This is a genomic window from Nocardia sp. NPDC050435, from assembly GCF_040655395.1.
GTDB lineage: Bacteria > Actinomycetota > Actinomycetes > Mycobacteriales > Mycobacteriaceae > Nocardia.
On sequence record NZ_JBFAJW010000004.1, the window covers coordinates 153,269 to 179,848 of the forward strand.

The following is a 26,580-nucleotide window of genomic DNA, read 5'->3' on the forward strand; positions in this document are numbered from 1 at the left end:
AAGTCGTTTCCGGGCCCGGAGCGACCGAGCCCGGAAACCGGTCTAACTCAGTGGAACTGACCCTCTTCGGTCGAGCCCTTCAGGGCCGCGGTGGAGGTGTTCGGGTCCACGGTGGTGGCGATCGAGTCGAAGTAGCCGGCGCCGACCTCACGCTGGTGCTTGACGGCGGTGAAGCCACGCTCCTTGGCGGCCTTGAACTCGCGCTCCTGCAGGTCGACGAACGCGGTCATGCCCTCGCGGGCGTAGCCGTGCGCCAGGTCGAACATGCCGTAGTTCAGCGAGTGGAAGCCGGCCAGGGTGATGAACTGGAACTTGAAGCCCATCGCGCCGAGCTCACGCTGGAACTTCGCGATGGTCGCGTCGTCCAGGTGCGCCTTCCAGTTGAAGGACGGCGAGCAGTTGTAGGCCAGCAGCTGGTCCGGGAACTCGCCGCGGACGGCCTCGGCGAACTTGCGCGCGACCTCGAGGTCCGGCACGCCGGTCTCCATCCAGATCAGGTCGGAGTACGGGGCGTAGGCCTTGGCGCGGGCGATGCAGGGCTCGATGCCGTTCTTCACGCCGAAGAAGCCCTCGGAGGTGCGGGTGCCGTCGAGGAACTCACGGTCGCGCTCGTCCACGTCGGAGGTGATCAGGGTGGCGGCCTCGGCATCGGTACGGGCGATGACGACGGTCGGCACGCCGGCGACGTCGGCGGCCAGGCGCGCCGAGGTCAGGGTGCGGATGTGCTGCTGGGTCGGGATCAGCACCTTGCCACCGAGGTGGCCGCACTTCTTCTCCGAGGCGAGCTGGTCTTCCCAGTGCGAACCGGCGACGCCGGCCGCGATCATGGCCTTCTGCAGCTCGTAGACGTTCAGCGCGCCACCGAAACCGGCTTCGCCGTCGGCGACGATCGGGGCCAGCCAGTTCTCGACCGAGGTGTCGCCCTCGACCTTGGCGATCTCGTCGGCGCGCAGCAGCGCGTTGTTGATGCGGCGCACGACCTGCGGCACCGAGTTGGCCGGGTACAGCGACTGGTCCGGGTAGGTGTGCCCGGACAGGTTGGCGTCACCCGCGACCTGCCAGCCCGACAGGTAGATGGCCTTCAGGCCGGCGCGCACCTGCTGCACGGCCTGGTTGCCGGTGAGGGCGCCGAGGGAGTTGATGTAGTCCTCGTTGTTGACGAGATCCCACAGGATCTCCGAGCCGCGACGTGCGAGGGTGTGCTCCTCGACGACGGTGCCCTGCAGCTTCACAACCTGCTCGGCGGTGTAGTTGCGGGTGATGCCCTTCCAGCGCGGATTGGTGTCCCAATCCTGCTGGATTTCCGCAGCGGTCTTCGGGGTGCCGGTGGTCGACATCTCTGACTCCACTTCCTCTGTTTGTTCGATGCCCTGTGGACGAGCTGGCCATTTCACAACTCGAACTGCTGGAGCAGCAATTTGCAGGCTTGCTAGGCCCTTGGGGTGTACTTCCACACGATGGCACATCAGGAAATAGCCGTCTACCTGTTGCTAATGTGAATCTCAGCTAGGTTTCAGACGGCGTTTGCTAACTTTGCGAAATTTGCGGGCTAATTGCAAGCATCCAACTTACCCGCCGGTAGCGCTGACGTGCGGTTTTAGCGTAACGCCCGTACTGTTTGCGATCCGCACCGGATCGGTGGTCGCGGCGGGTCGCTCCGGAGCCCTGTGAGTCGATTCACAGGTTCGGGCGCCCGCCGTCGGTGTGGGCAGGGCCACTCGCCGCGCCGCCATGCGGCACACTGAGCGCCACCCCGTCTCGAGCAGCTGTCCAGTTGCCGGGTCGGCCCAGCCGGGTCAGATCGAAGGAGACCTCCCAGTGCGGAAACTCTGCGCCGCCGCCGTGATCGCGGCCGCCACCCTGTTGTCCCTGCCCACCGCAGTCGCGGACCCGGCGGCGGGCACCGTCGAATCGGTGTCGCCCCTGCCCGCGGTGGCCACGCTGCCCGGTTCGGTGAACGCCGCCCGGCTGCTCTACCGGACCACGACGGCCGGCGACGCGCCCACCACGGCGAGCGCCGCGGTGTATTTCCCGCCGGGTACGCCACCGCCCGGCGGCTGGCCGGTGATCGCCTGGGCGCATGGCACCGTCGGCCTCGGCGACGACTGCGCCTACAGCGTGGCCGGGCCCTCCGCGGTCGAGCGGGACTGGGCCTACCTGGGCACCTGGCTGAATCAGGGCTACGCGGTGGTCGCCGCGGACTATGCCGGGCTGGGCAGCGAGGGCGAGCATCCCTACCTGAACGGGATCGTGGAGGCGCACAACGTCGTGGACGCGGTGAAGGCCGCGACCCGCCGGTACAGCACGCTGTCGAAGAAGTGGGCGGCCGTCGGCCAGTCCCAGGGCGGTGGCGCGGCGGTGTTCGTCGCCCGCTACGCCACCGAGTTCGGCGGTGGCGAGCTCGACTACCGGGGCGCGGTCGCCACCGGCGTGCCCGCCTACATCGAGGACATCCTGCTGCCGCTCGGTCCCGGCGTGCCGCCGGTCAAGCTGGGCGCGCACAGCACGGCCTACGTGCTCTACATCCTCAACGGCCTGCGCACCAGCTACCCGGACCTCGATATCGAGTCCTACCTGACCGACTCCGGCCGGCAGTGGCTGGCGCGTGCCCGCACCTCCTGCATCGAGCCGTTCGGCGAGGAGCTCGCCGCGGCCGGCGTGGTGCTCGGAAACCTGTTCTCTCGCCCGCTGCTGCAGATCCCGGATCTGCCGGGCGTGCTCACCCGCACCATGGGCCTGCCGGAGACCGGCTACGACAAGCCGCTGTTCCTGGGGCAGGGCCTGTCCGACACCGATGTCATCACCCCGGCGACGCTGCTGTTCGCGGAGAAGCTGAAGGCCGGCGGCCAGCCGGTGACGCTGCGCACCTACAACGCCGACCACAGCGGCGCGGTGAACGCGTCCCTGGTGGACTCGGTGCCGTTCGTGCGCAACCTGTTCGGCTGAGCGGCCGCCGAAACCCGCTGTGCCGCCGGGGCGCTCAGTCCGGCGGCAGCTGACCGGCGAGCGCGCGCAGGCCCGCGACGATGGTGTCCGGGCCGGGCGCGCGCTCGGGGTCGATCAGCCACTGGATCAGCAGGCCGCCGATCATCGTCTGCAGCACCGCGCCGACGGCGTTGTCTTCGGTAGGCGCCCCGAAGGGTTCGGACAGGCCCTGGCGCGCCATTTCCTGGGCGGCGCCGAGTTCGGCGCGCACGTCGGGGGAGTGCAGCGCCTGGATGAAGCTCTCCGCGTTGGCCGACCACAGCGCCGGATCGCCGGTGAACGAATCGATCAGGCGGGTCAGGAAGGTGCGCAGGCGCGCATCCGGGTCGGCCGTGCCCGGCAGGGCGTCCAGGATCTGCCGCACCGCGGCCGCGCTGGATTCGATCATCGCCTGATTGAGCAGCTTGTCGCGGGTGCCGAAGTGGTAGTTGATGGCCGCCAGGTTGGTGCCGGAGGCGGCGACGATGTCGCGCACCGTGGTGCGGGCGTAGCCGCGCTCGGCCAGGCAGCGCTTGGCGGCGGCGAGCAGGTCTTCACGGGTTCCCACGTGCGCACGATAACAGGCGCGCGGACGACCGTTCATGACATCTGTTTCAAACAACTGTTTCTGACAGTTGTTTGAAACGTGTGTATGGTTCGGGACATGACGACTCAGCGCCTCCTCTCTCCCTTCGAAGCCAGTTACTTTCGCGCGGCCGGGCAGCTCGGCAGCGTCCCCACCGCCGGAATGCCGCTGTTCATCGGCTCCACCGTGCGCGGCGACCTCGACACCGCCGCGCTGCGCCGCGCGCTCGCCGAACTCGCGGCCGCGCATCCGCTGCTACGCAGCCGGGTGCTCGACGCCGACGGCCCCGCTCGCTTCGTCCGCGACGACGACTTCCGGCCGCGCCTGCACCTCGCCGAGGGCGGCGCGGACGAATACCGGAAACTGGTGAACACCCAGCGGGATTGGAGCGACGGACTGTTCCAGGCCCACCTGCTGCGCGAGGGCGATCGGCAGCAGGTGGTGCTGGTCGTGCACCACGGCATCGCCGACGGCAGATCGGCTTTCGCCTTGCTCGCCGAGTTCTGGCAGCGCTATACCGCGCTGCGCGCGCCCGGCTCCGTCCCCGTGCCGCCACCGCTGTCGCAGGATCTTCCCGAGGCCGTCGACACCAGGCTCGCCGCGCTGCTGAGCGCGGCCGAGGTCGCGGATTTCCTCGCGCAGGTGCGCGCCATGGCGGCGGTGCTGGGTCCGGAGTCGGCGCAGCGCACGCTGCCGCGCACCGGCGCCGGCCCGGATCCGCTGGGCCGCTTCGATATGCGGCGCATCGAGCTGGATCCGGCCCGCACCGCCGATCTGGTCGCCACGGCCCGGGCGGCGGGCGTCTCGGTGAACAGCCTGCTCACGGGGGCCGCGCTGACCGCGTTCCGGGCCCAGTTCGACGCCGCGGCCGGTGCCGTCCCGATGTTCGCCGGGCACGCCTTCGATGTCCGCGGCGATCTGGAACCGCCGCTGCCGGAGCGGGTCATCCTGAACTGCGCCTCGGGGGTGGGCACCCCGGCGGAGGTGCCGGCCGGGGCCGATCCGCTCGAACTGGCCCGCGTGGTCGCCGGGGCCATGGCGGAGGTGGTGCGGCAGCGCCAGGCGGCGGTGTTCCTGCTGGCCGCGCAGCGCGCCGACGAGGTCACCGCCGCGGTGCTGTCCGCGCCGCCGACCGTCGCGATCTCGAATATCGGCCGCCTGCCCGCTCATTCGCTGCCCGCCGGCCTGACCTTCGTGCGCGACGACGTGTACGCCATGGGGCCGGGGATGCCGCCCAAGCTCACCGTGTTCACGGTGGGGGAGCGCCTGACCGTGCAGGTCGAATACGACACCGCCTACTACAGCGGTGATCTGATGGCACGGATCGCGGAGACTTTGGCCGGCACCCTGCTCGGCTTCGGCGCGGTGACGCCGCGCTGAATCAGCCCTGTGCAGGCGGCTGTTCGCCGCGGACCAGTCGAATCGTCATCTGCCGGGTCCACTTCCGCGGCTTGCGCTTCGGCGGATCCGGCGGCAGATCGTCGAGGTCGGTCTTCACCTCGTAGCGCCGGATGTAGGCGCCCGCGAACGCCTGCACGGTAGCCGTGACGGGGATGGCCAGCAGCGCGCCCGTCGGCCCCAGTATCGCGGCGCCCGCCAGCACCGCGCCGAACGCGACCGCGGGGTGCATGTCAAGCGTGGTCGCGGTGATGCGCGGTTGCAGCACGTAGTTCTCGAACTGCTGATACAGCAGGATGAAGCCGAGGATCCACAGCGCCGAGCTCGGGCTGTCCACCAGTGCCACGATGACCGGCAGCGCGCCGGCCAGGTAGGTGCCGACGGTCGGGATGAACTGCGAGACCACGCCCACCCACAGCGCCAGGGCGAAGGCCGAGGGCACGTCCAGCACGCGCAGCGCGACGTAGTGCGCGATCGTGGAGCAGAGCGCGAGCAGACCGCGGGAGTAGATGTAGCCGCCGGTCTTCTCGACGGCGATGTCCCAGGCGCGCAACACGTGCCGCTGCTTGCTCGGCGGCAGCAGCGAGCAGACGGCGTTGCGGAAGCGGGGGCCGTCGGCGGCGAAGTAATAGGTGAACAGCAGCACGCCGAGGGCCTGGAAGAGCGCCCCGATCGCGGCGGTGCCGATGCCCCAGGCGTTTCCGGCGAGGCCGGTGAGGATGCCCTGGAGCTTGTCGCTCCACTGGGTGGCGTACTTCTGGATGTCGGTGCCCGAGATCTCCTGGTGGAACGTGTTGTTGAACCAGTCGACGCTTTCGTCGGCGTACTGCGGTGCGTTCTGTACCAGGGTGGTGACCTGGTCCACCAGCAGCGCGCCCAGGGTCCACACGAAGCCGACCACGATGAGCAGCAGGGCAAGGAACACGATTCCGGTGGCCGGGCCGCGTTTCACACCGCGCGCGGCCAGCCAGTTCACCGCGGGCTCGATGGCGAAGGCCAGGAACAGCGAGACCATCAGCACGGTGAGCAGACCCTGCAAACGTTGCAGCGCCCAGAACCCGAAGATGAGTCCGCCGATGGTGGCGGCGGCGAGCAGGAAGGCACGCAGGAGCCAGGGCGGCGGTCCGGCCGTCACGTCGGCGGTGACAATGGCTTTCGTCGTCGCTTCGGTCAGCTCGATCTCGGAGGACTCGGCGGGTGGCGTGAAATCGTCTTCCCCAGGCACATCGTCAACGTACCCACGGGAGAGGCGGTTAGCCCGCAGGCTCGTCGGTTGACCCGGGCCGCTCGCCCGGCCCGCGGGTGCGGGCGAGGCGGCGGTGCGGGCGCGGGGCTCAGGCCAGCGCCGGAGTCCCCGGTGGCGAGTCGCCGAGGTCGACCATTCGGCGCAGGATTTCCGGAGCCAGGGCGAACTCGAATTCCGAACCGCCACTTTCGAATACATATGTCAGGTACTCGTCGTGGCGCAGTTCTGCCCGGCGAACCGAGCAGTGCTCTCCGACGATGACCCAGGTTCCGATGGACAACTGATCGAACATCACGCCTCCCACCCTGCGGACTATGCCAATCTGACGCCGTGGACTATGCCAGTTATAGCGGGTTGCTGTCAATGCCGAATTCCCGGGCGCCCGGCGAGCTAGGAGCCGATCGAGTATTCCTGCTGGAAGGCCCACCACTCCTGCGGATACAGCGCCTCGTCGAACTGCAGGACTCTGCCCTCGATGGTGTGCACCGAGAGCCGATAGGCCAGCACCGCAGCGGGTTTCGGCAGGCCGAGCAGGTCGCTCTCCTCGTCGGTGGCCAGGCGGGCGCTGACCTGATCGCGCGCGAAGGTGACCCGGCGATCGGTCACCGATTCGATGTACTGCGCGGTGCCGCCCTCCAGTCGCTCCAGGCTCAGCAGCAGTTCGGCGACCTCGGCCAGTTCGCCCGCGAACCACGAGGTGGCCAGCTCGTTCAGGCCGGACTCGTTGGTCACCAGGCGGCGGCGCGCGATGACGCTGCTGCCCTTGGGAATTCGCAGCGCGGCGGTGACGTGATCCGGACCCGTCAGCAACTCGGCCGACAGGATCGTCACCGATTCCTGCTCGGTGTACATGGTGCCGTAGCGGCGCGCGCGTTCGTAGCGCTCGCGCGCCTGCGGCGCGATGCGGCTGTCGGCCACGAAGGTGCCGGCGCCGCGCTGCGAGATCACCAATCCCTGCTGCCGCAACGTGTTCAGCGCCTTGGAGGCCGTCGGCCGCGCCACCCGCCAGGCCGCCGCGAGCTCGCGCTCGGAGGGCACCTCCGCGCCGGGCGACAGCTCACCGCTCATGATCTGGTCGCGGATGTAGGCCGAGATCTGCAAGTATTTCGGGAGAACTTCTTCGATTTCGGGCACCGAATGCCTTCCGCTGGCTCGACCTGCAAAGACCACCGGTCAGTGTAGCAACCGGTCGGCAGACCAGGGTGCGCTACATCACAGGGGTATGGCGTCGGCAAGTGGGGAGCGGTGCTCTTACCGGCCGGTAGAGTCGGCGTGTTTGGTGGACCGAGCAGAAGGGGCTGCGACCCAGATGGCGGTACCGGATATCGGACAGCACAGAGCGCGTGAATTGTATGCGGCGGCAACCGGATCCGGTGGCGACCGCTTCGAGCTGGCGCCCGAGGTCGCGCAGAACCTCGCCGCCGCCTGCGACAAACTCATCGAGGATCTACGGAAAGCGCTGGTCACAGGTGATCTCGTGACGGGCGTGGCCGGTTTCCCGGACCTGCCCTCCGGCCAGGCGCTGACCAAGGGCTTCGGCGCCAAGGGCCGGGAGTTCCTGGACACGGTCACCGCGTTCCAGGAGGCGGCGCTGCTGTTCAAGGCCGCCTACCTGGCCGCCGGTCACCGGCTCGCCGAAGCCGACGCGGCGAACAAGGCGGCGCTGCAACTGATCTCCGACTACCTGGATCCACGTTGACGGGCCGCGCGCGGGGGTGATGGTGCTGGATGCCATGGCCGCCGCGGCCGCCGACGATATCCGGGTCCGGCAACGGGCCCTGGCCGCAGACGCGGAAACCACCGGTGCCGGAACCGATCCCGGCTTCGTCCGGGAGCGCGAACGCTTCGGCGGCTACTCCCATCAGGAGATCTGGGACCAGGTCCACGAGGCGCTGGATCCGGCCGCCCTCGGCGCCGCCGCCGGCGGCTGGCAGCAGGCCGGGGCCGCCCTCGGCGCCGCCTTCGAGACCTTCGCCGCCGCCACCGCCCGCGAATTCGCGGACTGGACCGGCCGATCGGCCGACCAGGCGCTGCGCGCGACCCAGGAGTTCATCGCGCAGGGCCTGGGCGCGCTGCAGGTCTGCGACACGATCCGGCGGCTGCTGGAACTGAACAGCGATGCCGCGCAGACGATCCGGTGCGCCCTGCCGCCGGTCCGGTCCTACACGCCGCTGCCCGACCCGGCGGCGGAGGCCGTGCACGGCGGACGAAGACGCTGGGAGCACGAACTGTCCGCCGCCGCGGCGCAGGCCGAGGCCCAAGACGTCATGACCTACCTCTACAACCCGACGATGCCCGCCTCCGGGGACAGCGTGCCCCGCTTCCGCGACGAGCCGCCCAGCGCAGGCGGGAGCGGCGCACGGTGAGATGGGTGCTCACCCCGGACGAATTCACCTACGTCTGGGAGAACGAAACGAATCTGGACCGGCGGCCGTACCCGGTCAACCTGATGCCCGCCTCGCTGGTGCGCACCGAAACCGAGTACGCCGCGCTGCGTCTGCCGCAGCGTTTCGCCCGCCAGGCCGATCCGGACCTGGCCGCCGCGCTCATGCTGTGCGCCCGCAACGACGCCACCACCCTCACCCTCTCCGGCGAGCGCGGCGCCGAACGCGTGCTGGTCTTCGCGGCGGCGGTGCACCATCACGCCGCCATCCTGGTCGGCGCGCCCGACAAGATGACCGTGCTGATGTGCCACTCCCGCAACCTCGGCGAGCGGCTGGTGCAGCTCATCGGCCCGAACCGCCCGGGCCGGCTCGGACCGCTGCGCGAAGGCCAGGACGCGGTGCTCAACCAGGGCGAGGCCAATACCAACGGGCACCGCGGCCCGGCCCGGTTCCGCAAGATGCTGCGCCAGCCCACCGACGGGCGCGGGTTCCTCACCGTCACGGTGGAACCCGACAACCCGATGTCGCCGCCCACCCGGCACCGCACCTGGCTCGATGTCACCGGCGACGGCCGCTACCTGCTCACCACCGCGCACGACCTGACGCTCACGCCGGTCTCGGACGCGGACTTCGCCGCCCAGTTGTTGCGCCTCGCCCAAATCCGCTGACGCGCGTGGTTCTCTTGAGGGATGTCGAAGTGGACCATGCCCGCGACCGAAGCGCTGAAGGCCGACGGCCTGCGCATCTCCGACCTGGACACGGCCGCGACGCCGGGTTTCACCGGTGACAAGAAGTCCGGTCAGCTGCTGCTGGCCGAGCGCGCCGAGGTGCTCTCGCAGCTGCAGGAACGCCTCTACGCCAACGGCCGCTCCGGCGATCACCGCAGCGTGCTGCTGGTGTTGCAGGGCATGGACACCGCGGGCAAGGGCGGCATCGTCCGGCACGTGATCGGCTCGGTCGACCCACAGGGCGTCGACCATCACGCCTTCGGCGTGCCCACGCCCGAGGAGCAGCAGCACCACTATCTGTGGCGGATCCGCAACGCGCTGCCGCGCGCCGGGCAGCTCGGCGTCTTCGATCGCTCGCACTACGAGGACGTGCTCGTGGTCCGGGTGCACAACCTGGTGCCGCCCGCGGAGTGGGAGCCGCGCTACGACGAGATCAACGCCTTCGAACAGGAACTGGTGGACCAGGGCACGACCCTGGTGAAGGTGGCGATGTTCGTCTCCCTCGACGAGCAGAAGAAGCGCCTGCGCGAGCGGCTGGAGCGGCCGGACAAGTACTGGAAGTTCAACCCCTCCGACATCGACGAACGCGCCTACTGGCCCGCGTATCAGGAGGCGTACCAGGCCATGCTGGACCGCACCGGTACCGAGAACGCGCCCTGGCACGTGCTGCCGACGGACAAGAAGTGGTACGCCCGCTTGGCCGTCACCGAGTTGCTCATCGATGCCTTGCAGCGGTTGAAGCTGGAGTGGCCGCCCGCCGATTTCGACGTCGCCGAACAGCTGCGCCGTCTGGAAACGGCGTGACGGGACTCACCACACGGGGTCTACGGAAACTCTCAGGTTCGTTCAGGAGGATGTGAACCGTGCCCGACCGCGCCGGGAAGAACCGCGCAACTACCATCGGGTCGGCAGCGCAGAACCGGCAAGGCGAGCGAAAGGCGTGGTGAACGCACGGTGAGCAAGAAACCGGGTGGGCGAAAGAATCCGAATCCGCTGGCGAAGGTGCAGCAGGCCGATCGGAACCGCAACCTCGCGATCCAGATCGGCGTGGCCGCCGTCATCATCGGCCTGATCGCCGTCATCGGCGTGGGCATCGCGATGAAGAAGAAGGAAAAGGACGATCCCGGGCCGACCCCGGCCATCGCCGCCGCCCCGGCCGCGAACGGCCTCACCGGTTCGATCACCGACAACGGTTCCGTCCGGATCGGCAAGCCGGAGGCCAAGACCACCGTGCGCATCGTCGCCGATCTGCAGTGCCCCGCCTGCCAGGCGTTCGAGGCCCAGTACAAGGACCTGCTGGAGAAGAACGTCGCCGACGGCAAGATCGCCGTCGAGTACAACATCATCTCCTTCCTCGACCAGGCGTCGGGCACCCAGTACTCCACCCGCGCGGCCAACGCCTCCTACTGTGTCGCCGAGGCGGATCCGTCGAAGTACCAGGCCTGGCTGGGCGCCATGTTCGCCGCGCAGCCGCCGGAGGGCACGGGCGGCCTGACCAACGACCGGATCGTCGAGATCAGCAAGCAGGTCGGCTACGGCGACGACGTGGCGAGCTGCATCAAGGATCAGAAGTACAGCAAGTACATCAAGAAGGTGACCGAGGACGTCTTCGCCGAGGGTGTCCAGTCGACGCCGACGGTGTTCGTCAACGGCAAGCAGACCAACCCGGCTCAGCTGGAGCAGGCCATCGCGGGAGCGGCGGGGCAGTGATCGACGCGCCACCCCGGTCCGCCTGGCTGGTCCTGCTGGGCGGGCTGGCGGGCTGGCTGGCCTCGGTGACGCTGACCGTCGAACGGATCAGGCTCTACACCAACCCCGAGTACCGGCCGTCCTGCAGCATCAACCCGATCCTGTCCTGCGGGACGGTGATGGCCAAGCCGCAGGCGGCGGTCTTCTTCGACATTCCGAACCCGCTGTTCGGCGTGGTCGGCTTCTCGGTGGTCGTGACGCTGGGCGTACTGGCCGTGACCGGCGTGCGGATGCCGCGCTGGGTCTGGGGCGGCCTGTGGCTGGGCACGCTGGCCGGGGTCGGCTTCATCTGCTGGCTGATCTACCAGAGCCTCTACGAGATCAACGCGCTCTGCCCGTACTGCATGGTGGTGTGGGCGGCGATCACCCCGCTGCTGGCGGCCGTCACCCAGATCCTGTGGGGCGGCAGCCGCGGGCCGCTGGGCGTGCTCGCGCAGTGGCGATGGACCGTGGTCGCGGTGTTCTTCGCGGTGGTGCTGCTGCTGGTGTTCCTGCGTTTCCAGGACTACTGGCTGACGCTGGTGTAGCTCACCCGGCGTTCGCGGCCGCCTGCGTGCGCGTGTAGGCCGCCGCGACCACCCGGGCCAGCTCTGCGTTGAATTCCTCGTGGGCCTCGGTGTTGCCGAGATGACCGGTCGGCAACACCGTCATCCGGTCGAAACTGCCGGTCCGGCGCAGCATCTCGGCGATCTGCTCGGCGTGCGCCACGGGGGTCATGTCGTCGAAGGAGCCGGCGACGATCGAGGTGGGCACCACCAGGTTGCGCGCGGATTCGCCGAGGTCCATGTCGGCGAGCAGGAAGCCGAACCGGGCCCGGACCAGCGCCGGGCAGGACCGGACGATGTTCATGCTGAAGTCCAGCAGGTCGCCGGTGGCGGCGGTGCTCATGATCTGCCGGGCGAACAGCCATTTCACCGGCGCGATCGGCGGGAAGACCAGGGGCAGGCCGAGCCCGGCGCGACCCATCAGGAACGGCAGCGGCACTTTGAGTTTCAGCAGCCGGGCCGGGCGGTTGAACAGCGGCACCACGGTGGTCTGGAAGATCAGGTGCGCGGCGGCGGTATTGCTGAGCAGCACCGAGTGCGCGCGGGCCGGGACCTGCTCGGGGTAGCGGCCGGCCCAGGCCTGCAGGGTCATGCCGCCGAGGCTGTGGCCGACCAGGACCGCGCGCTCGTCCCGCGCCAGCGTCGCGTCGAGCACGGCGGCGAGGTCGTCGGCGAGCAGGTCCATGTCGAGCGTGCCGGGGCCGAATTCGCTTTCGCCGTGGCCGCGCTGGTCGTAGGCGATCACGCGGTACTCGCCGGCGAAGGCGTTGATCTGGGCGTTCCAGTATTCGATGGCGCAGGTCCAGCCGTGCACCAGCACGATGGCCGGCGCGTCCTTCGGGCCGTAGGAGTGCACGCGCAGCCTGGCGCCGTCCCGGGCGGTCACGGGGATGACCCGGTGCGGGGCGGTGGGCGGATTGAACGCGGCGGTCGCGTAGGTACGGGAACGCAGGTTCGCGCGGTGCGTGTCGAACAGGGCACTGGATAGGCCGGTCCACACGGTCGTCAGCAAGGCACGCATCGGACACTCCTTTGTGTTACTGATAATCACAGTAACGCGCGGGAGCGCCTGCTTGCTAGTGCTAGCAGTGAATAGTTATGGAGCCTCCGGCCGCCGTCAGGCCGCTGTGCGGCCCGGCGAACGCCCGTCTACCAGCGCGGGCCGCGCTGTACCTCGTCCACCTTCGGCCGCACGTCCGCGAGGTAGATTCCGGTCGCGATGATCGCGATGAAGGTGAGCAGCGAGAGCCCGCCGACACCGCCCGCGAGCAAGGGAATCACCAGCAGGAACAGCGAGACGCCGAGGATCGCCAGCCACAGCTGCTTGGTCTGCTTGTCCACCGCGGTGAAGGCGTCCGCGCGCTGGCGGATCGCATGGATCAGCGCGAAGATCGTCGCGCCGAGCGCCACCAGCCAGAACGCGGCCTCAATCCACAATCTCACCTGCAAGACAGTCACCTCACCATCCTAGGAGCAACGCCGCCGCATCCTCATGCACCGGAACGGCGCACCCGGGGTGTCGTCGGCAACAATTGTCCGCCGGACGGCGACCCGGCGTGCGAAATCCCTTGAACAGCACAGCGACCCCGCACCCGGAGGGGGTGCGGGGTCGCCGGGGGAAGGTTTACGCCTTCTTAGGGGCGGCCTTCTTGGCCGGAGCCTTCTTGGCGGCCGGGGCCTTCTTCGGGGTGGCGGCGGGCGCCTTGACGACCGGCTCGGGCGCCGGAACGGTCTCGGTGGTTACCTCGACGACCTCGGCCTCGACGACCGGGGTGACGTCCACGACCGGGGCGTCCTCGACCTTGGCCGGGCGGCCCAGCAGGCCGTTCACCCGATCCAGCGCCTCCTCGGCGCGCACGGTGGCGTCCTTGTACAGCGCCTCGACCCGCTCGATCCGGTCTTCGACCAGGTGGTTGGCGCGCAGGCGCTCGACGGTCTCCTCGCCGCGCACGGCCAGGTCGGCGTACAGGTCGAGCACCTTGACGCGGTATTCCTCGGCCAGCTTGCGCAGTTCCTCGGCGGTGAACTTCTCGCGCAGCTGGGCCAGATCCTCGGGCAGCTCGGAGGGCAGGCCGGCCAGGCGCTCGCGCAGCGACTCGAACTGGGCCTGCACATCGGCGGGCACATTCGCGAAACGCTCGCGGGCCTCGTCGACGCGGCCCTGGACGTCGGTGCCGGTGGCGCGCTCGCGCACCTGGGTCACCACATCGGTGACGACGGCGTAGACGGTGTCGCCCGCGCCCACGGCGGCGAGCAGCGGCTTGGTGACGGTGACATTCTTTTCGGTCATAGTTCTTCGTTCTCCTGGCGTGGCGGAGTGTCGTTTATCGGATGCGGAACGGCGCTGTCCCATGCATTCCCCCCTGGCTCGTCTCCTCCGTTTTCCCGGCGAAACGATTCATAGATGTCCAGCAGGACCTGCTTCTGCCGCTCGGAGATCGAGGTATCGGCGAGCAGGGCATCCCGGACCGGACTGTGCGGCCGCTGTTCCAGATAGCCAGCCCGTACGTACAACACCTCCGAGGAGACGCGCAGCGCCTTGGCGATCTGCGCGAGTACTTCGGCGGACGGATTTCGCAATCCGCGTTCGATCTGACTCAGGTACGGATTGCTCACTCCCGCCAGCGCGGCGAGCTGTCGCAGCGAGACTTGCGCGGCCTCTCGCTGTGACCTGATGAAACCTCCGATGTCGTGCGCAGCACGTCCCACTTTGTCGCCGACACCCTCGGATTGCTCGTCGGGTCTGTCGGTGTACTCGGCGGAAACCTCGGGCTGGTCTGCCATCACTCACCTTCTGGCGGTTGTACGGGTCCAATTCTAGGGCAGGGTGCTAGCTCTTGCAAGCACCCTGTTAGCACCATTTCGGCAAATGCCGAGCGGCATTCGATCGGCAGTGCTCGCAACGGTATTCACCGCGCGACACGCCGGACCTCAGCCGTGGAACAGCAACTGTGAAATCGTGTAGATCGCGAGGCCGGCGAGCGCGCCGACCACCGTTCCGTTGATCCGGATGAATTGCAGATCACGCCCGACCTGCAATTCGATCTTCTTGCTCGCCTCCTCGGCGTCCCACTTGGCCACCGTGTCGGTGACCAGGGTGGTGATCTCGGCGGCGTAGTTCTCCACCAGGTATCGAACTCCGCGGTCCAGCCAGCCGTCGACATTCGCGCGCATGGCGTCGTCGTCGCGCAGCCGCTCACCGAGCTGTTGCACGTTCTCGGCCACTTTACGGCGCAGCGTGCTGTTCGGATCGTCCACCGACTCCAGAATCAGCCTTTTCGCGGCGCGCCACGTGGCCTCGGCCATGCCGGTGATTTCCTCGCGGCCCATGACCTGCGCCTTGATCCGCTCGGCCTTCTTGATCATCGCGTCGTCGTGCTGCAGATCATCGGCGAAATCCTCCAGGAATCGATTCGCCGCCAGCCGGACTTCGTGCTCCGGATTCGAGCGCACCTTCCAGGTGAACTCGACCAACTCCCGGTAAATCTTTTCCGACAGCAGGACATTGGCGAATTTCGGAGCCCACGACGGCGCGTCGCGCATCACGATGCGGTCGATCGTCTCCTGGCTGCCCAGCGCCCACTGGTGCGCGCGCTCGGCGAGCATGTCCAGCAGCGCCAGCTGGCGGTTGTCGGCCAGCAGCTCGGTCAGCACCCGCCCGATCGGCGGCCCCCACAGCGGCTCGGCGATCCGTTTGACGATGGTGTTGTCGATGATCTGCTGCACGTCCTCGTCGCGCAGGACACCGACGACCGCGCGCAGCAGCGTCGAACTCTCCTGCGCGACTCTGGCGGCGTGCCCGGGATCGGCCATCCAGCGCCCGATCCGCAGCGAGACCTCCGCCGACTGCACCTTCGCCGAGACCACCTCGGGCGCCAGGAAGTTGGTGCCCACGAAACTGCCGAGACTCGCGCCGAGCTGGTCTTTCTTCTTGCGGATGATGGCGGTGTGCGGAATCGGCAGGCCGAGCGGATGCCGGAACAGCGCCGTCACCGCGAACCAGTCGGCCAGGGCGCCGACCATGCCCGCCTCGGAGGCGGCGCGCACGTAGCCCACCCAATCCCCGCCCTGCCCGCGCGACTCCAGCCAGCGGCAGAACAGGTAGATCAGCGAGGCGAAGGCCAGCAGACCCGTCGCGAACGCCTTCATCCGGAACAGGTCGCGCCGCTTGCTCGCCTCGTCGACGAAGAATCCGTCGGGCATGGTCGGTGCGGGCGCGAGCTTCGTTGGCGCGTTCTCCATGCCGTCCATTCTGCTGTGTCGTAGTGACACGGCCCCGCCGCGCGCTGCCCGAATGTGTGGGATCCCCCGCATCCGGGACCCAAACGCGACGCATCCGGGTGCCGGGGACCTAAGCTGTGTGGCAAAAGCCCTGGTTCTACGGAACCACCTAACGAGGGAGTCAACGCTGTCCACCGAAGACCTTGTCGATGTCGGCGAGCGTCCGGCGGCGCGCGGCGGCGCAGCACCCACCCGCTCCGGCGGCTCCGCCGCCTCGCCACCCCCGGCGGACGGCCGCAAGCGCCGGTGGCGCCAGCACAAGATCGACCGCCGTGAGGAACTCGTCGACGGCACCCTGGCCGCTATCCGTACCCGGGGCAGCAACGCGGGCATGGACGAGATCGCCGCCGAGATCGGCGTCTCCAAGACCGTGCTCTACCGCTACTTCTCCGACAAGAACGACCTGGTGCACGCCACCATGCAGCGGTTCATCGAGACCACGCTGATGCCGCGCGTCTACGGCGCGATCAGCCTCGACGCCGCCGAATACGAACTGGTGCGCGCGGCGCTGGCCGAATACGTCGGCACCGTGGACGAGGACCCCGAGGTCTACCGGTTCATCATGGGCAACGGCTCGGGTGACCAGTCCTCGCTGGCGGAGTTCGAGAAACTCTTCGCCGAGGTGGTCTCCACGGTGATCACCGATCGCGGCCGGGCCCACGGCGCCGAGACCGAGGGCGCGATGCTCTGGTCCTACGTGCTGGTCGGCGGCATCCAGCTGGCCACGCACTGGTGGACCACGGACAAGACGATGTCGCGTGACGAGGTCATCGACTACCTCACGATGATGACCTGGAGCGCGATCGAGGGCATGATGCGCGCCGGTGGCTCGCCCGCCAAGTTCGCCCAGATGCCGCACGTGCTGCCGGAGCCGGACGCGGAATAGCGCCCGAGCGGGCGGAGTGCGCCGGGCGGAGGCCGTGCCTTGCGCGGTTGGTTAGTCTGAGACGGATGCGGTGCGCCAGGGGGCACCGTCTGCGCGGTCGGCACCAACGGAGGTACCTCGATGGCGAAGCAAGTCCCGACTTCCCGGCTTGCTCGCGGCACCAAACTGGGTGCCGTCGCTGCCAGTTCGGTGCTGCGCTCACAGCGCACCCGGCTGTCCATGCGCGGCAGATCAGAGGCCGTGCGGGCCAAGATGGCCGAGGAGTCGATGATCCGCACCACCGAGCAGGTGGTCATGGTGCTGGGCACCATGAAGGGCGTCGCCATGAAGCTCGGCCAGATGATGTCGGTGCTGGATCTGGATCTGGTCCCCGAGGCGCACCGGGAACGCTTCCAGAAGCGGCTGGCCGTGCTGCGCGACTCCGCGCCGAACGTGTCGTTCGAGGCGATGCGGCAGGTCATCGAGGAGGATTTCGGCCGCACGCTGGAGGAGGTGTTCGCCGAGTTCGAGCCGGTGGCGGTCGCGGCCGCCTCGATCGGCCAGGTGTACCGCGCGCGGCTGCACGACGGCCGCGAGGTCGCGGTGAAGGTGCAGTACCCGGGCATCGACGCCGCCGTCCGCGCGGATCTGAAGAACCTCAACATGTTCCGCAAGGTGCTGCAGTCGGCGTTGCCCTGGGTGACGCCCGCGGTGCTCGACGAACTGCGCCTGAACATGGAGGGCGAGCTCGATTATCAGGCCGAGGCCGCCACCCAGCTCGAGATCGCCGAGCTCTACGCCGGGCACCCGTTCATCGTGGTGCCGCGCTCGCTGCCCGAGCTCAGCTCCACCCGCGTGCTGGTCAGCGAGTACCTGCCGGGCCGGAATTTCGAGCAGATCCGGCAGCTGCCCGACGCCGACCGGAGCCGGATCGGCGAGATCATCTACCGGTTCTACGTCGGCTCGCTGTTCACGTTCAACGAATTCTGCGGCGACCCGCATCCGGGCAATGTGATGCTGGCCGACGACGGCCGGGTCGGATTCCTCGATTTCGGGCTGTTCAACCGGATGGATCCGGACTACGTGAAATTCGAGGCGATCTGCCTGCGCGCGGCCGCCGAGGATCGCGCGGAAGATCTGCAGCAGTTGATGATCCAGCGCGGCGTCATCGATTCCCCGGAGGAGGTCGGCCCGGAGGAATGCCTGGAATACGTGCTGGCCGCCTCGGAATGGTGCCTGGTGGACGAGGAACTCACCATCACCCCCGATCTGGCCAGCGGCGCGTTCCTGCTCGCCGTCGATCCGCGGGCGAGTGAATTCGCCGGCATGAAACAGCAGAATCTGCCGCCCGAGCACCTGTTCTCTCGGCGCGCGGATTTTCTCACCTTCGGCATGCTGGGCCAGTTGCACTGCACCGCGAATTGGCACCGCGTGGCCCGGGAATGGCTCTACGACGAGCCGCCGGTCACCGAGCTCGGAAAAATCCACGCCGAATGGTTGGCCGAGCATCCGCCGGTCACCCCGAAGAAGAAAGCGCGCGCCAAGCGCCCCCGTCGTACCTGAACGAAAGAGTGAGCATATGGCTGAGAACCGAGAATTCGATCTGATCCTCTTCGGCGCCACGGGTTTCGTCGGCAAGCTGACCGCCGAATATCTGCGGGACGCGGCCCCGGTGGAGGTGCGGATCGGGCTGGCCGGGCGCTCGCTGGACAAGTTGACCAGGGTGCGCGCGGAACTCGGTGACCGAGCGGCCAACTGGGGCCTGGTGGTGGCCGACTCCGGCGACGCCGACGCGCTCGACGCCCTGGCGGCGCGCACCAAGGTCGTCGTCACCACCGTCGGCCCGTACCTGCGCTACGGGATGCCGCTGGTCGCGGCCTGCGCCAAGGCGGGCACGCACTACGCCGATCTCACCGGCGAGCCGCTGTTCATCCGCGACGCCATCGACGCGCACCACGACGAAGCCGTCGCCAGCGGCGCGAAGATCGTGAATTCCTGTGGCTACGACTCGATTCCGTCGGACCTCAGCGTCTACCAGCTGTACCGGTCGACGGTCGCCGACAACACCGGCGAGCTGACCGACACCACCCTGATCGCCGCGCTCAAGGGCGGCGTCAGCGGCGGCACCATCGATTCCGGGCGCGCCATGATGGAGGCGATCGCCGCCGATTCGTCCAAGGCGTCGGTCATGATGCACCCGTACTCGCTCAGCCCGGACAAGTCGATGGACCCGGATGTTGGCCGTCAGTCCGATCAGGCGCTGGAGCGGGCCGCCAATATCGATCCGAGCCTGGACGGCTGGGTCTCGACCTTCGTCATGGCCGCGCACAACACCAAGGTGGTGCGGCGCAGCAACGGACTGCTGGGCTGGGTGTACGGCAAGAACTTCCGCTACCGCGAGGTGATGAGCGCCGGGAAGTCGGCGGCCGCCCCGCTGGTCGCCGTGGGCATGGCCGGCGGCATCGTCGCCACGATGGCGGTCGGTTCGGTGCTCTCGCGCGTCGAGGTGGGCCGCAAGCTGCTGGACCGCCTGCTGCCCAAGCCGGGCACCGGCCCGAGCGAAAAGGCCCGCGACAGCGGCTGGTTCACGATGAAGACCTACGCGCACACCACCTCCGGCGCCAAGTACGTGGCCACCTTCGCCGGTCAGGGCGACCCGGGCTACAAGGCGACGGCGGTGCTGCTCGGCGAGGCCGGGCTGTGCCTGGCGGTCGATTCCGGCAAGCAGCCGGAGCTCGCGGGCATTCTCACCCCGGCGGCCGCCATGGGCGACGCCCTGACCGCTCGGCTCCGCGCCGCGGGCATGACCATCGAGGTCGAGCGCGCCTGAACTGCCGAACTCCCCAACGACGAGGAGCCGCAATGAATCTGGCCCGCCGCAGCATGAATCATCCCGCGCTGGCCGCCGTCTACGAGCGGGCGTGGCGGCCCGCCGCATTCTACGCCGCCAGTGGCCGCACCATGGGCGCCGACCGGCGCGACGCGGTGCGGCAGCTGCGCCTCGGCGGGCCGCAGCGGGTGCTCGACATCGCCTGCGGGCCGGGCAATTTCACCAAATACCTGAGTGATTCGCTGACCGGCGGTGGTTTCGCGGTGGGGCTGGACTACTCCGAGGCGATGCTGGCCCGGGCGGTCATCGACAACACCGGGCCGCGGGTCGGCTATCTGCGCGGCGACGCGGCCCGATTGCCGTTCGCGGACGGCACTTTCGACGCGGTGTGCTGCTTCGGCGCGCTCTACCTGATCCCGGATCCGCTGACCGCGGCCCGGGAGATGGTGCGGGTGCTGGCGCCGAACGGCCGGATCGCGATCAGCACCAGCCACCGCGACGATTCGCCGTTCGGCCGGGTCAGCAAGGTCGTCGGCGGCCTCGGCGGATTGCGGGTGTTCCCGGGCGCGACCTTCCCCGGCCTGTTCGCCGAGCTCGGGCTGGTCGATATCGAGCAGCAGGTGCATCGCCTGCTGCAATACGTCAGCGCGACCCGGCCGGCCTAGATCGTCGCCGCGTCGATGACGAAGCGGTAGCGCACGTCGCTGGCCACCACCCGGTCGTAGGCGTTGTCGATCTCGTCGGCGGAGATGACCTCGATCTCCGCGCCGATGCCGTGCGCGGCGCAGAAATCCAGCATCTCCTGCGTCTGGGCGATGCCGCCGATCATCGAGCCGGCCAGCGAGCGCCGGTATCCGGCGATCGTGAAAGGCTTGACCGCCAGCGGCTTTTCGGGAAGCCCGAGAATCACCAGCGTGCCGTCCAGGTTCAGCAGGCGCATGTAGCTGTCGATCGGCAGGTCGGCGGAGACGGTGTTGAGGATCAGGTCGAAGCGGTTGCGCAGCTCCTTGAAGGTCTGCTTGTCGCTGGTCGCGTAGTAGTGGTGTGCGCCGAAGCGCTTGCCGTCCTCCTGCTTGCTCAGCGAGTGGCTGAGCACCGTCACCTCGGCGCCCAGGGCCGCGGCGATCTTCACCCCGACGTGGCCGAGCCCGCCCATGCCGATGATGGCGACCTTCTTGCCGGGCCCGGCGTTCCAGTGCCGCAGCGGCGAGAACAGCGTGACGCCCGCGCACAGCAGCGGCGCGGCCACGTCCAGGCCGATGCCCTCCGGGATGCGCACGACGAAGCTTTCGGTCACCACGACCTGCGTGGAGTAGCCGCCCATGGTGTAGCCCTCGGGCTGCACGGCCGGGTCGACCTCGGTGTTGTAGGTCATGGTGGCGCCGTTGAGGCAGTACTGCTCCTCGTCGGCCAGGCACGGGCCGCAGCGGCCGCAGGAATTCACCATGCAGCCGACGCCCACCCGGTCGCCCACCTGGTACTTGGTGACCGCGTCGCCGACGGCCGCGACCAAGCCGGCGATCTCGTGGCCCGGCACGCACGGATACTTCGTGCCGCCCCACTCGTCCCGGGCGGTGTGGATGTCGGAATGGCAGATTCCCGCGAACTTGACGTCGATGAGCACGTCGTGCGGACCCAGCTCCCGTCGTTGGATCGTGACCTTCTCGAAGGCGCCGTCCGGCGCGGGGATGGCATAGGCAGCGGCGCTCGTCATGGATACATGCCTACCGCCGCATGCCTCGGTTTGCCAAGCACCCCCGGTGGGGATTGCCATTCAGTAGAGGTGCTCCGTCCGTGCCCGGTCGGCCACAATGGAACCGGTGTGCCCTACCGACGGCGGGAGCGCGATGGACGAGCAGTGGCGGTATCCGACCGATGACCGCCGTCCGCCGCGCCCGGAGCCGGCCGGCGGCGGCGGCCGGGTGCTGGCCCTGCTGGTGGTTGCCATTCTCGCGGTCACGACCTTCCTCGGTTTCCGCGCCGAGCTACCGCAGTGGGGGCCCTTCGCCGATCCGGAGATCGTCGACGCCACCTACTCCGCCGAGCCGCTGCCGACGCTGGACCTGCCCGCCGTCAGCGCCGCCGTGCGGCCCGCCCTGGTGCACATCAGCACCTCCAGCCGCCCGTTCGGGCTGGGCGCCGCCGGATCCGGCATCGTGCTCACCGGGGACGGCCAGGTCCTGACCAGCCATCACGTGGTCAAGGGCGCGGACACGGTCACCGTGACCGACGTCGGGAACGGTGAGGTGTATCAGGCCACCGTGCTCGGCTACGACTCCGGCGCCGACATCGCGCTGCTCGAACTGCGCGGCGCCACCGATCTGCCCACCGCGGCCATCGGCAATTCCGGTGATGTCCGCATGCGCGACGAAGTGCTGGCGATCGGCAACGCGGGCGGGGTCGGCGGCACGCCCACCGCGATTCCCGGCACCATCACGAACCTGGATTCCACCATCGTGGCGCTGAATTCGGCCGACCTGTCGCGAAAAGCCTTGTCCGGCATGTTCGAGGTCGCCGCGCCGGTGTCCTCGGGGCAGTCCGGCGGCGCGCTGGCCGATCGCAAGGGCGCGATCATCGGCGTGATCACCGCGGCCTCCGGCGATCCGGACCAGAAATCCGCCGAGGGCGCCAACGGCTACGCGGTCCCGATCGATCGGGCCATGCGGGTGGTGCGCCAGATCCGTTCCGGCACACCGACCGACACCGTGCACGTCGGCCCCACCGCCACCATCGGCGTGATCGCGTCCAACGCGCAGCCGCCGGGCAGCGGCGCGCGGGTCGAGGCGGCGATCTTCGGCATGCCCGCGCACGCGGCGGGCCTGCTCGAGGGCGAGGTCATCACCGCCCTCGACGACCAGCCGGTCACCACCACGCAGTCGCTGCAATCCGCGCTGAACCTGCACCGCCCCAACGAGACCGTCACCCTCCTGGTCACCGGCCCGCACGGCAACCGCGCCGTTCCGGTGCTGCTGGTGGTCGGTCCGCCCAACTGAGCGCCCGGCCGCCGGGCGGGTGAGTGGGCTCAGCTGAAGACGACGGTGCGGCGGCCGTGCACGAGGACGCGGCCCTCCAGGTGCCAGCGCAGGCCGCGCGCCAGGACGACGCGCTCGATGTCGCGGCCCTGACGCACCATGTCGCGCACGTCGTCGGCGTGGTCGATGCGGGAGACGTCCTGCTCGATGATCGGGCCGGCGTCGAGTTCGGCGGTGACGTAGTGGCAGGTCGCGCCGATCAGTTTCACGCCGCGCGCGAAGGCCTGGTGGTAGGGGCGCGCGCCGACGAAGGAGGGCAGGAAGCTGTGGTGGATGTTGACGGCCTTGCCGGCCCAGTGCTCGCACAGCTCCGGCGGCAGCACCTGCATGAAGCGGGCCAGCACGACGGCCTGCGGATCGTGGGCGTCGACGAGTTTGCGGACCGCGTCGAAGGCGGGGCCGCGCTCGGCCGGGTCCTTCGGGAACTCGACGTGATGGAACTCGATGCCGTGCGCCTCGGTCATCGCCGCCAGATCGGGGTGGTTGCCGATCACGGCCTCGATGGTGGCGGGCAGCTCGCCGCTGGTGACGCGGCCGAGCAGGTCGTGCAGGCAGTGACCGTCCTTGCTGACCAGCAGGACGATCCGGCGCTTGGCGCCCGAGTCGAGCAGATCCCACTCGGTGTCGGGGCCCAGGTCCGCGGCCACGCCGGCGAAGCGGTCGCGCAGTTCGTCGAGCCCGAACGGCACCGTCGCGGCCTTGATCGCCTGGCGGGTGAAGAACCAGCCGCTGTCGGTGTCGGAGTGGTAGCCCGCCTCCACGATCGAGCCGCCGAACTCGGCGATGAACGAGGTGATCCGCGCGATGATGCCCGGCCGGTCGGGGCAACCGAGGGTCAGGACGTAGCGGCGATCGTCGGATAGGTCGGCGGAACTCATCCGGCCATTCTCCCAGGTCGGGTCGCGCCCGGGCGCAGGAGGGAGCGCCGGGCGGCCCTAGAGCTCGTAAAACGGTTCCGCGTATCGGAATTCGCCGCTGATCTGCGGTTCATAGGCGGTGAGCGTGCGCACCTGGAAGTGTGACGCCCAGCCGGGTTCGTCCGGCGTGATGCCGAGCCGGGCGGCGGGAACGAAGCCGAACGGCGGGTAGTACTCGCGGCTGCCCAGCAATCCCACCAGCGGTTCGTCCAGCGCGTCGGCCGCCCCGAGCGCGGCGTGCATGAGGGCCGCGCCCGCGCCCACCCCCTGGTGCTCGGGGAGCACGCCGATCGGGCCGAGCGCCAGCACCGGATACGGGCCGACGGTCGCGCGGGTCAGGCAGATGTGCCCGATCACCTGATCGATGTCGACCACGACCAGCGACAGCGTCGGTATCCAGCCGGAATCCCCGCGCAGCCGCGCGACCAGGTCCACCTCCGGCGGCTCGGCCGGCGTGCCCGGGCGGTCGGCGGATTCCGGATCCTCCTGGAACGCGACGGCGTCACCGTTCGAGTACTGCGGGCCGAAGGCACTGCGATGGACCGCGGCGATCTGAGCGACATCGTCGGCGCGTTCGCGACGGATCAGCACGTGTCGACACCTCCGAACGAGTTGAGTTATCCGCACACGCTTTACCTACGTGGCGGGTAACCGGGTTGCCCGGGTTCCGCCGACCCTACGAGTGTGCGGTAAGCAACCCGGCCCCGCAACGGAATTCGCGACACCGTCCGGCCGCCGCCGGTCGCTGTGCCAGACTCTGACCCCATGGCCGCTTCCTCCGCACCGACCCGGGCCGATGTGGCCGCGATGATCGATCACACGCTGCTCGCGCCCGAGGCCACCGCCGCGGCGGTCGCCGCGCTGGTGACCGAGGCCCGGCAGCTGGGCGTGTACGCGATCTGCGTCTCGCCCGCCATGCTGCCGGTGCGGGCTCCCGGCCTGGTGGTGGCCACGGTCGCGGGATTCCCCTCGGGCAAACATCATTCGCTGATCAAGGGCGCCGAGGCCCGGCTGGCCGTCGACCAGGGCGCCGCCGAGGTGGACATGGTGATCGATGTCGGCGCGGCGATCGCCGGTGATTTCAACGCGGTGCTCGCCGACATCATCACCGTCCGCGAGGCCACCGGAGACCGGGCCGTGCTCAAGGTGATCATCGAATCCGCCGCGCTCTCCGACGAGGCGATCGTGCGGGTCTGCCGGGCCGCGGAAAAGGCGGGCGCTGATTTCGTGAAGACCTCCACCGGCTTTCATCCCGCCGGCGGCGCCAGCGCGCACGCGGTGCGGCTGATGGCCGATACCGTCGGCGGGCGGCTCGGGGTGAAGGCCAGCGGCGGCATCCGGACCGCGGCGGCCGCCGCCGAACTGATCGCCGCCGGCGCGACCCGGCTGGGCCTGTCCAAGTCGGCCGACGTGCTGGCGGGCTTCCCGGACTGAGATCGGCGGCGCCGCAGGCGGATCAGCAGCGGATCGAGGTATTGCCCTGCCCCGCGGGCAGTTCCGAGCGGCCGCCGGCGAGTTTCACGGTGATCCCGTCGTCGGTCACGCCGATCTCGGTCGGCTTCATGTCGAGCGGATAGCTCTGCAGGCTCTTGGAGATGACATCGACGATGCCCTGCACCAGATCCGTGGGCAGACCCAGGCCGAGCAGTTCGGCCGACTGCGTCTGCACCTGCACCGCGCCGTTGGTGATGACCGGCTTGACCTGGAGTTCGGCCAGTCCGCCGAGCACCTTGAGCGTCAGCATGCCGGTGGACTTCGACGAGCTCACACCCGTCACCAGGCCCGCGAGGGTCTCCCGGATGCCCTCGTTGCTCCAGCTCACGTCGGCGCTGGAGCTGCCGATGGTGCCGCCCCCCTTGCCGCCGTCCACCATTTCCAGGTCGTTGAACTTCGCGTGCACCACCATGCCGACCGCGGGCCCGAACTTGCTGTCGTCGCTGTCGACGGTGACCGCGCCGACCTTGTCGTCCAGGTAGGTGATCAGCAGCGGTTTGACGCCGAAGCCGACGTCGATCTTGGAACCCATCTCCTGCTCGAACTGCGCGGAGATGCACTCGGCGACCCGGTGCCTGGCGTAGGCCTCGCCGCCGACGACCAGTGCCACCAGCAGCGCCACGACCACGCCCAGCGCGATCGTCAGGGTGCGCCGGCTGACTCGGGCGGGCGGCCGGGCCGGCCCGCCCGGCTCCTGGCCGCCGCCCACGGAATCGCTACGCGAAGCTGTGTTCATTGCGCCGATTCTTCCCCACGACTTTGAGCCCGTTCTGTGGGCGCGCTGAGGAGATGGCGGCAGGAACCGCCGGTCAGGCGACCCAACTCGCCGCCGATTGTGAGATGTGACACAAGATTCGAGCGTAGCCTGAGTGCCATGGCTGGCGATGCGGCGGGCCGCGCACCCGAATCCGTTGATCATGGGTGGCGTGTGTTGCGGCGGCTGGCCGCCCGGCACGCCGGCTTCTTCACGACTCGGCAGGTGCTGCGGACCGGATGTGAGACACGGGTCCGGGCCGGACTCGGCGACGGCTCGGTGGTCCGGGCCGGCGTCGGCCTGCTCCGACTAGCCGAGTGGCCGGACGGACCGCTCGACGAGTACGCCATGTGGGCGGCCTGGTTCGACGGCGCCGCCGCGGTCTCGCACCAGAGCGCGGCGGAGTTGCACGGCCTCGGCAGCCTGCGCCCCCGGTTCCTGCATCTGTCGGTCGGCGCGGGCCGGCCGCCGGTGACGCCGCGGCTGGTCGTGCTGCGCCGGTCGCTGGTCGGCGGCGATGTGGAATCGGCGGGCCCCTTCCTGGTGACCACCCCCGTGCGCACGGTGCTCGACCTCGCCGAGGCCGACATCGGCCAGACCGCCCTCGACGAGGTGATCGGCGACGCCGTCGCCATCGGCCGCTGCCGCCGCGAGGAAATCCACTCCGCCAGCGTGCGTTTGCCGCCCCGGGCCGCGGGCCGGGTGCACCGCGCCCTGACTCGTTTGTGACTTCGCACGGGGAGCCGGTGGCGTGATGATCGAAATCGGCTCGCGACCGTACCGCTGCGCCGGGCGTCCGGCCATGGC

General features: G+C 69.2%; 29 protein-coding genes. 15 read left to right on the top strand and 14 right to left on the bottom strand.

All coding sequences use genetic code 11. The features are described from left to right. Nucleotides 1-47 precede the first annotated feature (47 nt). The gene (gene aceA, locus AB0I43_RS13280) at nt 48-1,337 is read right to left on the bottom strand and encodes an isocitrate lyase (protein ID WP_356973664.1); all 1,290 of its coding nucleotides are present in this window, start codon (nt 1,335-1,337) and stop codon (nt 48-50) included. Nucleotides 1,338-1,818: 481 nt separating this feature from the next. On the opposite strand from aceA, the gene AB0I43_RS13285 reads away from it, so the two are divergent. Next, the gene (locus AB0I43_RS13285; RefSeq protein ID WP_356973663.1) at nt 1,819-2,946 is read left to right on the top strand and encodes a lipase family protein; all 1,128 of its coding nucleotides are present in this window, start codon (nt 1,819-1,821) and stop codon (nt 2,944-2,946) included. A 34-nt stretch (nt 2,947-2,980) separates the two neighbouring features. On the opposite strand, the gene AB0I43_RS13290 is transcribed toward AB0I43_RS13285, so the two are convergent. Further along, nucleotides 2,981-3,532 (bottom strand): TetR/AcrR family transcriptional regulator, encoded by a 552-nt coding sequence (locus AB0I43_RS13290; protein WP_356973662.1) that lies wholly within the window; start codon nt 3,530-3,532, stop codon nt 2,981-2,983. A gap of 96 nt (nt 3,533-3,628) precedes the next feature. On the opposite strand from AB0I43_RS13290, the gene AB0I43_RS13295 reads away from it, so the two are divergent. Continuing rightward, a complete protein-coding gene (locus AB0I43_RS13295) occupies nt 3,629-4,930 on the top strand; it encodes a hypothetical protein (RefSeq protein ID WP_356973660.1) in 1,302 nt (433 codons plus the stop codon). 1 nt (nt 4,931) lies between these two features. Here the strand turns inward: AB0I43_RS13295 and AB0I43_RS13300 are convergent, their stop codons facing one another. The 3 genes from AB0I43_RS13300 to AB0I43_RS13310 all read right to left on the bottom strand — a co-directional run bounded on the left by AB0I43_RS13300 (nt 4,932) and on the right by AB0I43_RS13310 (nt 7,328). Further along, the gene (locus tag AB0I43_RS13300) at nt 4,932-6,173 is read right to left on the bottom strand and encodes an AI-2E family transporter (RefSeq protein WP_356973659.1); all 1,242 of its coding nucleotides are present in this window, start codon (nt 6,171-6,173) and stop codon (nt 4,932-4,934) included. Nucleotides 6,174-6,282: 109 nt separating this feature from the next. Next, a complete protein-coding gene (locus AB0I43_RS13305) occupies nt 6,283-6,489 on the bottom strand; it encodes a hypothetical protein (RefSeq protein WP_357432095.1) in 207 nt (68 codons plus the stop codon). 95 nt (nt 6,490-6,584) lie between these two features. Next, complete coding sequence (locus AB0I43_RS13310) at nt 6,585-7,328, bottom strand: GntR family transcriptional regulator (RefSeq protein WP_356973657.1); 744 nt, start codon at nt 7,326-7,328, stop codon at nt 6,585-6,587. Nucleotides 7,329-7,542: 214 nt separating this feature from the next. Here AB0I43_RS13310 and AB0I43_RS13315 point away from each other — a divergent pair, with 214 nt between their 5' ends. The 6 genes from AB0I43_RS13315 to AB0I43_RS13340 all read left to right on the top strand — a co-directional run bounded on the left by AB0I43_RS13315 (nt 7,543) and on the right by AB0I43_RS13340 (nt 11,582). Then, entirely contained in the window at nt 7,543-7,893 is a 351-nt protein-coding gene (locus AB0I43_RS13315) for a hypothetical protein (protein ID WP_356973656.1), read from the top strand. A 34-nt stretch (nt 7,894-7,927) separates the two neighbouring features. Further along, nucleotides 7,928-8,560: a hypothetical protein gene (locus AB0I43_RS13320; protein WP_356973655.1), complete on the top strand. Its 633-nt coding sequence runs from the start codon at nt 7,928-7,930 to the stop codon at nt 8,558-8,560. A 5-nt stretch (nt 8,561-8,565) separates the two neighbouring features. Beyond that, nucleotides 8,566-9,246 carry an ESX secretion-associated protein EspG gene (locus tag AB0I43_RS13325; protein ID WP_356973654.1) on the top strand — a complete coding sequence of 227 codons (681 nt, stop codon included), beginning with the start codon at nt 8,566-8,568 and terminating at the stop codon, nt 9,244-9,246. Between the two features lie 21 nt (nt 9,247-9,267). Further along, nucleotides 9,268-10,110 (top strand): polyphosphate kinase 2 family protein, encoded by an 843-nt coding sequence (locus tag AB0I43_RS13330; protein ID WP_356973653.1) that lies wholly within the window; start codon nt 9,268-9,270, stop codon nt 10,108-10,110. Nucleotides 10,111-10,260: 150 nt separating this feature from the next. Beyond that, nucleotides 10,261-11,016 (top strand): thioredoxin domain-containing protein, encoded by a 756-nt coding sequence (locus AB0I43_RS13335; RefSeq protein WP_356973652.1) that lies wholly within the window; start codon nt 10,261-10,263, stop codon nt 11,014-11,016. After that, a complete protein-coding gene (locus tag AB0I43_RS13340) occupies nt 11,013-11,582 on the top strand; it encodes a vitamin K epoxide reductase family protein (protein WP_356973651.1) in 570 nt (189 codons plus the stop codon). The genes AB0I43_RS13335 and AB0I43_RS13340 overlap by 4 nt, the downstream gene beginning before the upstream one ends. Nucleotide 11,583: 1 nt before the next feature. On the opposite strand, the gene AB0I43_RS13345 is transcribed toward AB0I43_RS13340, so the two are convergent. The 5 genes from AB0I43_RS13345 to AB0I43_RS13365 form a co-directional block, all read right to left on the bottom strand. Next, on the bottom strand, nt 11,584-12,621 hold the full coding sequence (locus AB0I43_RS13345; RefSeq protein ID WP_356973650.1) for an alpha/beta hydrolase: 1,038 nt from the start codon (nt 12,619-12,621) through the stop codon (nt 11,584-11,586). Nucleotides 12,622-12,749: 128 nt separating this feature from the next. Continuing rightward, entirely contained in the window at nt 12,750-13,049 is a 300-nt protein-coding gene (locus AB0I43_RS13350) for a DUF2516 family protein (RefSeq protein WP_356973732.1), read from the bottom strand. Nucleotides 13,050-13,224: 175 nt separating this feature from the next. Continuing rightward, nucleotides 13,225-13,890, bottom strand: a complete 666-nt coding sequence (locus AB0I43_RS13355; protein WP_356973649.1) for a heparin-binding hemagglutinin — start codon at nt 13,888-13,890, stop codon at nt 13,225-13,227. Further along, on the bottom strand, nt 13,887-14,384 hold the full coding sequence (locus AB0I43_RS13360; RefSeq protein WP_356973648.1) for a helix-turn-helix transcriptional regulator: 498 nt from the start codon (nt 14,382-14,384) through the stop codon (nt 13,887-13,889). Before AB0I43_RS13360 ends, AB0I43_RS13355 begins: the two co-directional genes overlap by 4 nt. A 147-nt stretch (nt 14,385-14,531) precedes the next feature. Further along, the gene (locus AB0I43_RS13365; protein ID WP_356973647.1) at nt 14,532-15,842 is read right to left on the bottom strand and encodes a DUF445 family protein; all 1,311 of its coding nucleotides are present in this window, start codon (nt 15,840-15,842) and stop codon (nt 14,532-14,534) included. A 301-nt stretch (nt 15,843-16,143) separates the two neighbouring features. Here AB0I43_RS13365 and AB0I43_RS13370 point away from each other — a divergent pair, with 301 nt between their 5' ends. From AB0I43_RS13370 to AB0I43_RS13385, 4 genes are all read left to right on the top strand, one after another. Continuing rightward, nucleotides 16,144-16,767, top strand: coding sequence for a TetR/AcrR family transcriptional regulator (locus AB0I43_RS13370; protein ID WP_356973731.1), 624 nt, complete (start codon nt 16,144-16,146; stop codon nt 16,765-16,767). Nucleotides 16,768-16,887: 120 nt separating this feature from the next. Next, nucleotides 16,888-18,309 (top strand): AarF/ABC1/UbiB kinase family protein, encoded by a 1,422-nt coding sequence (locus AB0I43_RS13375; RefSeq protein WP_356973646.1) that lies wholly within the window; start codon nt 16,888-16,890, stop codon nt 18,307-18,309. A gap of 16 nt (nt 18,310-18,325) precedes the next feature. After that, complete coding sequence (locus AB0I43_RS13380; protein ID WP_357432097.1) at nt 18,326-19,576, top strand: saccharopine dehydrogenase NADP-binding domain-containing protein; 1,251 nt, start codon at nt 18,326-18,328, stop codon at nt 19,574-19,576. A 32-nt stretch (nt 19,577-19,608) separates the two neighbouring features. Then, nucleotides 19,609-20,241 carry a methyltransferase domain-containing protein gene (locus AB0I43_RS13385; protein ID WP_356973644.1) on the top strand — a complete coding sequence of 211 codons (633 nt, stop codon included), beginning with the start codon at nt 19,609-19,611 and terminating at the stop codon, nt 20,239-20,241. Here AB0I43_RS13385 and AB0I43_RS13390 read toward each other — a convergent pair. After that, nucleotides 20,238-21,290, bottom strand: a complete 1,053-nt coding sequence (locus AB0I43_RS13390; protein ID WP_356973643.1) for an NAD(P)-dependent alcohol dehydrogenase — start codon at nt 21,288-21,290, stop codon at nt 20,238-20,240. The genes AB0I43_RS13385 and AB0I43_RS13390 overlap by 4 nt on opposite strands. A 106-nt stretch (nt 21,291-21,396) precedes the next feature. Here AB0I43_RS13390 and AB0I43_RS13395 point away from each other — a divergent pair, with 106 nt between their 5' ends. After that, entirely contained in the window at nt 21,397-22,569 is a 1,173-nt protein-coding gene (locus AB0I43_RS13395; protein ID WP_356973642.1) for a trypsin-like peptidase domain-containing protein, read from the top strand. 29 nt (nt 22,570-22,598) lie between these two features. On the opposite strand, the gene purU is transcribed toward AB0I43_RS13395, so the two are convergent. After that, nucleotides 22,599-23,486 (bottom strand): formyltetrahydrofolate deformylase, encoded by an 888-nt coding sequence (gene purU / locus AB0I43_RS13400; protein WP_356973641.1) that lies wholly within the window; start codon nt 23,484-23,486, stop codon nt 22,599-22,601. 57 nt (nt 23,487-23,543) lie between these two features. Continuing rightward, a complete protein-coding gene (locus AB0I43_RS13405) occupies nt 23,544-24,116 on the bottom strand; it encodes an N-acetyltransferase (RefSeq protein ID WP_356973640.1) in 573 nt (190 codons plus the stop codon). A gap of 174 nt (nt 24,117-24,290) precedes the next feature. Here AB0I43_RS13405 and deoC point away from each other — a divergent pair, with 174 nt between their 5' ends. Then, complete coding sequence (gene deoC, locus AB0I43_RS13410; RefSeq protein WP_356973639.1) at nt 24,291-24,959, top strand: deoxyribose-phosphate aldolase; 669 nt, start codon at nt 24,291-24,293, stop codon at nt 24,957-24,959. Nucleotides 24,960-24,981: 22 nt separating this feature from the next. Here the strand turns inward: deoC and AB0I43_RS13415 are convergent, their stop codons facing one another. Further along, the gene (locus tag AB0I43_RS13415) at nt 24,982-25,755 is read right to left on the bottom strand and encodes a DUF2993 domain-containing protein (protein WP_356973638.1); all 774 of its coding nucleotides are present in this window, start codon (nt 25,753-25,755) and stop codon (nt 24,982-24,984) included. A gap of 138 nt (nt 25,756-25,893) precedes the next feature. Between AB0I43_RS13415 and AB0I43_RS13420 the strand changes: the two genes are divergently transcribed. Then, the gene (locus tag AB0I43_RS13420) at nt 25,894-26,502 is read left to right on the top strand and encodes a hypothetical protein (RefSeq protein ID WP_356973637.1); all 609 of its coding nucleotides are present in this window, start codon (nt 25,894-25,896) and stop codon (nt 26,500-26,502) included. Nucleotides 26,503-26,580 lie beyond the last annotated feature (78 nt).